The following is a 4,375-nucleotide window of genomic DNA, read 5'->3' on the forward strand; positions in this document are numbered from 1 at the left end:
TAAGAAAACCCGAAAAGAAGGCACTCTCTTCGGGTTTTCGGTCTGTACTGAAATCAAGGTATTATTGGGAATCCCAGATTAAATCATAGATACCGTAAGGGATTTTATTCTTTATTTAAAACTTTGCAACAGAACCTACTGGTCAATACTAGCAAACTGTTCCACTACATAATCATCTAGTTCTGAAAAAGCGACTTCTTTTTTTGATATCCGACTGAGAGACTTTAAATAGTCCTTACGTTCGTCATCAATGGATCGTTTACAAATATAGTCAAATTGCATTTCAATGGCAGCTTGGAACAGGGAAGAACTCATGTCATTCACACCTCCTTTCCCGTTGAGAAAGAAGATGATTCCAATGAACATTTATCTCCTTTCGTAATATAACCCGACGTAAAGAGAGGAAATGACGGAATTTTTGAAAAAAACTTTTAGAAAAACACAAAAAAGTCCATATCCGACGATATGGACAAAGTAATTCACACAAATAGTTCCCTTTTAATAGAACCAAGAAACTACATTTTAATCCGAAAGGATTCTTTGAAATAGAAAAAATTTTTTTGATAAATTTAGTAAATAAATCCAATGGATGCTGTCATGAGTCATGGTTTATTCTCCCAAAAACATCGTCTTTAGCTTTACACATAAAAAAATGACGATTCAGAAATCGTCGTTTAGTGTACTCAGATATATTTTTGTGCATAGGAAAGAAATCGCTAAAAGACTGATTTTTTTTTTCTTTTAGCAATTTGAAAAAAATATGATTTATTTAAGCTATATACTGCTTTATATAAGGCCTGTTTACATTTAGATAGGAACAGTATAATGCCGATAGGTGATATATGATGGACAGAAAAAAAAATAGAACTTTTGATTTCAAACCATTGGGTCTTGCGATTAAAGAAGCCCGTCTTAGTAAAGGATTGACTCGTGAGCAGGTAGGATCAATGATCCAGATTGCGCCACGCTATTTGACGAACATTGAAAATAAAGGACAACAGCCAAGTTTTCATGTTGTATATGATTTAGTGACTTTGCTAAATATTTCTTTGGATGGATTTATTTTAGGGGAAGAAAACAGTCATAAAAGCTCCAAACGTCTTCAAGTAGAAGCACAGTTGGATTGTCTGGATGAAGATGAATTAGTGACGATTGGGAAAGTGATTCAAGCAATTTACGGAGAAAAATGTAAATTTAACTAGTTCAATAATACACAATGGATTAATTAATACTATCAGGAAAGATTGATTACAAAGATGTAATGAATTTTTTCTGATTTTTGTTAATCATAAATAGAAAATGAATTTATCTTTGTTACACTTAGGAACTAGAGCGAATGATAAATAGTTCTTTGGTTACTCTTATCGCTGCAAAGTACAGTTCATTTTTTATTGTTGGGAAAATTTTCTGGATTTATTGCATATCACTTCATCCGACTAAAAATTTTTGATTCCCATAGCGAAGTTCGTTTTTGTTCCTTAGGAAAAACTTGACTGATATACTAGTTTTGAAATGACGAGTAACTCTGTACTTCATCAATAATCAAGTATTGAATTTTAATTGTATACTTTTTATGCTTGAGGGATGTCTACTGTAATACAGCTACTGCAAAAAAAATCAGTACACTTATTTTCTTATAAAGGATATCAAGAACTAAGCTCAATGGTATGCATAGAAAAGAAAAAGCCGATAAAATGAGATTTTGATATCTCGAATTATCGGCTCTGCGTCTTTGCGTCTGGCTCTGTAATTACAGTTATTCTAAACTTCGTTATTTCAATTAAAATTTCTTGTCTGCATTTAGGACAAAATAGAGGGAAATTTTTTAATTCAGTATCTTCCCTCATTTTTAAACGGGTCTTATTGCCACATATAGGGCACAGTATCTACCTAGTATTTACAATATCTATATCCTCCTGTTCTAATTAACAACTCAATATTCATTTTAAAAATTTCTCTTTAGTTCACTATCAATGTAAGTTGATTTTATTAAACATATGCCTTACTTTGTCTATTCTATTATTTGGACGACGTGGTTGGAAAGCAGACTTAATGTTAGTAACCTGATAACCTTTTAACTCTGTTAAACAGACACTGCGTCCATTTGTAAAGAAAGTTAAACTGTTTCGATACTCTTGAATACAACGGGCTGGAATTTCACCAATGAGAATGACCTCGTTACCTTTTAACTTAGTATTTAAAATATTTGCACAATATTTGGAAGCATCATTATATGCTCTCGAAAGATATTCTTGTGGTACATAAATTTCGAAGCTAAGATATGGCTCTAATAACTCTGTACCACTCTTTCTAAAAGCCTGCTCTAGTACAATAGGCGCAAGCATTCGGAAATCTGCTGGCGTACTGACAGGGCTGTAATATAGACCATACTTAAAACAGATCTTACAGTCTGTTAATTTCCAACCGTACAATCCTTGTTCACACCCATAGCGTATACCTTCCATAACTGCATTTTGAAATGATTGATTTAAATAACCTAGAGAAACCAGGCTCTCATACTGAATGCCACTACCCAAAGGAAGTGGTGTTACAGATAAACCAATAGAAGCCCAGAAAGGATTTGGAGGTACTTCGATATCAATGGTAAATTCAGATTTTTTTAATGGTCTTTCCATATAAATGACAGTTGGTTTTCTTGTTTCTATCTCAATATGATATTTTTCTTGAATCAGAGTACAAGTTACCTCCATTTGGACCTCACCTAAAAAAGATAGCACAATTTCGTGAGTTACTGTATCTACATAATATTGTAGAAGGGGATCACTATCGGATATTTCAAAAAGTGCATCTAGTAACTTTTCTCTTTGTACTGATTTACATGGTTCAATTGTTGTTTGTAACATAGGAAGAGGATTCTCAAGAATTTCTCTATGTGGTAATCTTTTTTTATCTCCAAGTACGTTATTTAGTTTTAAAAGCTCATTTTTTAAAATAATAATCTCACCAGGCTCTGCCTTATCTATCTGGCGTAATTCTCCATTTATTGAAGTATACATTTCTGTAACTTTTATTTTTTCCTTTTCTGATATATTGACTGAGTCTCGCAAATGTAGCGTTCCACTATAAAGACGTACATAGACAAGCCGTTGACCATCATCTGAATATTCTACTTTAAAAACATTTCCACAAAGTTTATCTGAATTGAGTTGTGTGGGTGAAAATAATTTGCTAGTAATTACCTCTATAAGTTGTTTAATTCCAATATTATTCTTTGCACTTCCGTGATAAACAGGATATAAGGAGCAACTTTGAATTCTTTCGTTTTCCTCCTTTTCAAGTTCTGCAATATTCAATGTTTTCCCAATGGTATATTTTTCTAATAAATAATCATTTCCCACAATTACTGTCTCCCATTGTTCTGGTTCAGTATAATCTATTACATAAGGTTTCAAATTTAGATTCACAGTCTGCTTAATTATGATGTCGTCAGAAAGTTTGTCCTTAATATCTTGATAAACATCTGGCAAATTTATTCCATTTTGATCAATTTTGTTAATAAAAAATATTATAGGTATGTTCATCTTTCTAAGTGCATGGAATAGTATACGAGTTTGTGACTGTACTCCATCTTTTGCAGAGATTAGCAAAATAGCTCCATCCAAAACAGATAATGAACGGTATACATCTGCCAAAAAATCCATGTGTCCAGGAGTATCTACAATATTTACTTTAACATTTTCCCGTTGAAAAGATGTTATTGCGGTCTGAATAGTAATACCTCTCTGGCGTTCCAAAAACATAGTATCCGTTTTCGTTGTACCGCTATCTACACTTCCTAACTCTTTAATTGCTCCGCTACTGTATAGTAAGCTTTCTGTCAAAGTAGTTTTTCCTGCATCAACATGTGCTAAGATACCGATATTAATAATTTTCAATTTTATTTCCTCCATTCAAAAGCTCAAAAAGCAGAAAAAATCCCAGTGATAAATACTCTTATCACTGGGATTTTAATACAAAAATAGCTGTATACTACACACTGATAGCCACAGATGCTTTATGATAAAATGATAAAAGTATTCTTAAACTGGGCACAAAAAACCAGTCCTTATTTTAAATAAGGATGCTTAATTAATTATTCCCGCTATCTAATTGACAGTTTATTTAAGAATACCTTGCCGCATTTTTATTATCTCCTTTTGAATGTTATCTTAATTCTATCATATGATAGAATGCTTGTAAAGCCAACCATATTTTTTGAGGTTCTGTTGCAAAGTTTTAAATCTACTATCAGATAAGGTAGAATAATAGAAAAAGATAGCAGGAGGAATGACGATGAGTCATTTTAAAGGAAAGCAATTTCAGCAGGATGTGATTATTGTAGCCGTGGGCTACTATCTTCGTTATAACCTTAGCT

General features: G+C 32.5%; 4 protein-coding genes and 3 pseudogenes. 4 read left to right on the forward strand and 3 right to left on the reverse strand.

Translation table 11 applies throughout. From position 1 onward, the window contains the following. Positions 1-82 (forward strand): annotated as a pseudogene (locus ACPC58_RS11410) (IS6 family transposase); the annotation flags it as partial. A 59-nt stretch (positions 83-141) separates the two neighbouring features. On the opposite strand, the pseudogene ACPC58_RS11415 reads toward ACPC58_RS11410, so the two are convergent. Beyond that, positions 142-315 (reverse strand): annotated as a pseudogene (locus tag ACPC58_RS11415) (sigma-70 family RNA polymerase sigma factor); the annotation flags it as partial. Positions 316-845: 530 nt separating this feature from the next. Here ACPC58_RS11415 and ACPC58_RS11420 point away from each other — a divergent pair. Then, entirely contained in the window at positions 846-1,202 is a 357-nt protein-coding gene (locus ACPC58_RS11420) for a helix-turn-helix domain-containing protein (RefSeq protein WP_434066019.1), read from the forward strand. A 513-nt stretch (positions 1,203-1,715) separates the two neighbouring features. Here ACPC58_RS11420 and ACPC58_RS11425 read toward each other — a convergent pair. Together ACPC58_RS11425 and tet(S) are read right to left on the reverse strand one after the other, a co-directional pair. After that, positions 1,716-1,886, reverse strand: coding sequence for a cysteine-rich KTR domain-containing protein (locus ACPC58_RS11425; RefSeq protein ID WP_428280184.1), 171 nt, complete (start codon positions 1,884-1,886; stop codon positions 1,716-1,718). A gap of 84 nt (positions 1,887-1,970) precedes the next feature. Further along, on the reverse strand, positions 1,971-3,911 hold the full coding sequence (tet(S), locus tag ACPC58_RS11430) for a tetracycline resistance ribosomal protection protein Tet(S) (RefSeq protein WP_002405437.1): 1,941 nt from the start codon (positions 3,909-3,911) through the stop codon (positions 1,971-1,973). On the opposite strand from tet(S), the gene ACPC58_RS11435 reads away from it, so the two are divergent. Together ACPC58_RS11435 and ACPC58_RS11440 are read left to right on the forward strand one after the other, a co-directional pair. Continuing rightward, positions 3,896-4,021 carry a hypothetical protein gene (locus ACPC58_RS11435; protein ID WP_193393255.1) on the forward strand — a complete coding sequence of 42 codons (126 nt, stop codon included), beginning with the start codon at positions 3,896-3,898 and terminating at the stop codon, positions 4,019-4,021. The genes tet(S) and ACPC58_RS11435 overlap by 16 nt on opposite strands. A gap of 272 nt (positions 4,022-4,293) precedes the next feature. Further along, positions 4,294-4,375 (forward strand): annotated as a pseudogene (locus ACPC58_RS11440) (IS6 family transposase); the annotation flags it as partial.

It is taken from the genome of Streptococcus sp. VTCC 12905, assembly GCF_049893385.1.
GTDB lineage: Bacteria > Bacillota > Bacilli > Lactobacillales > Streptococcaceae > Streptococcus > Streptococcus suis_AA.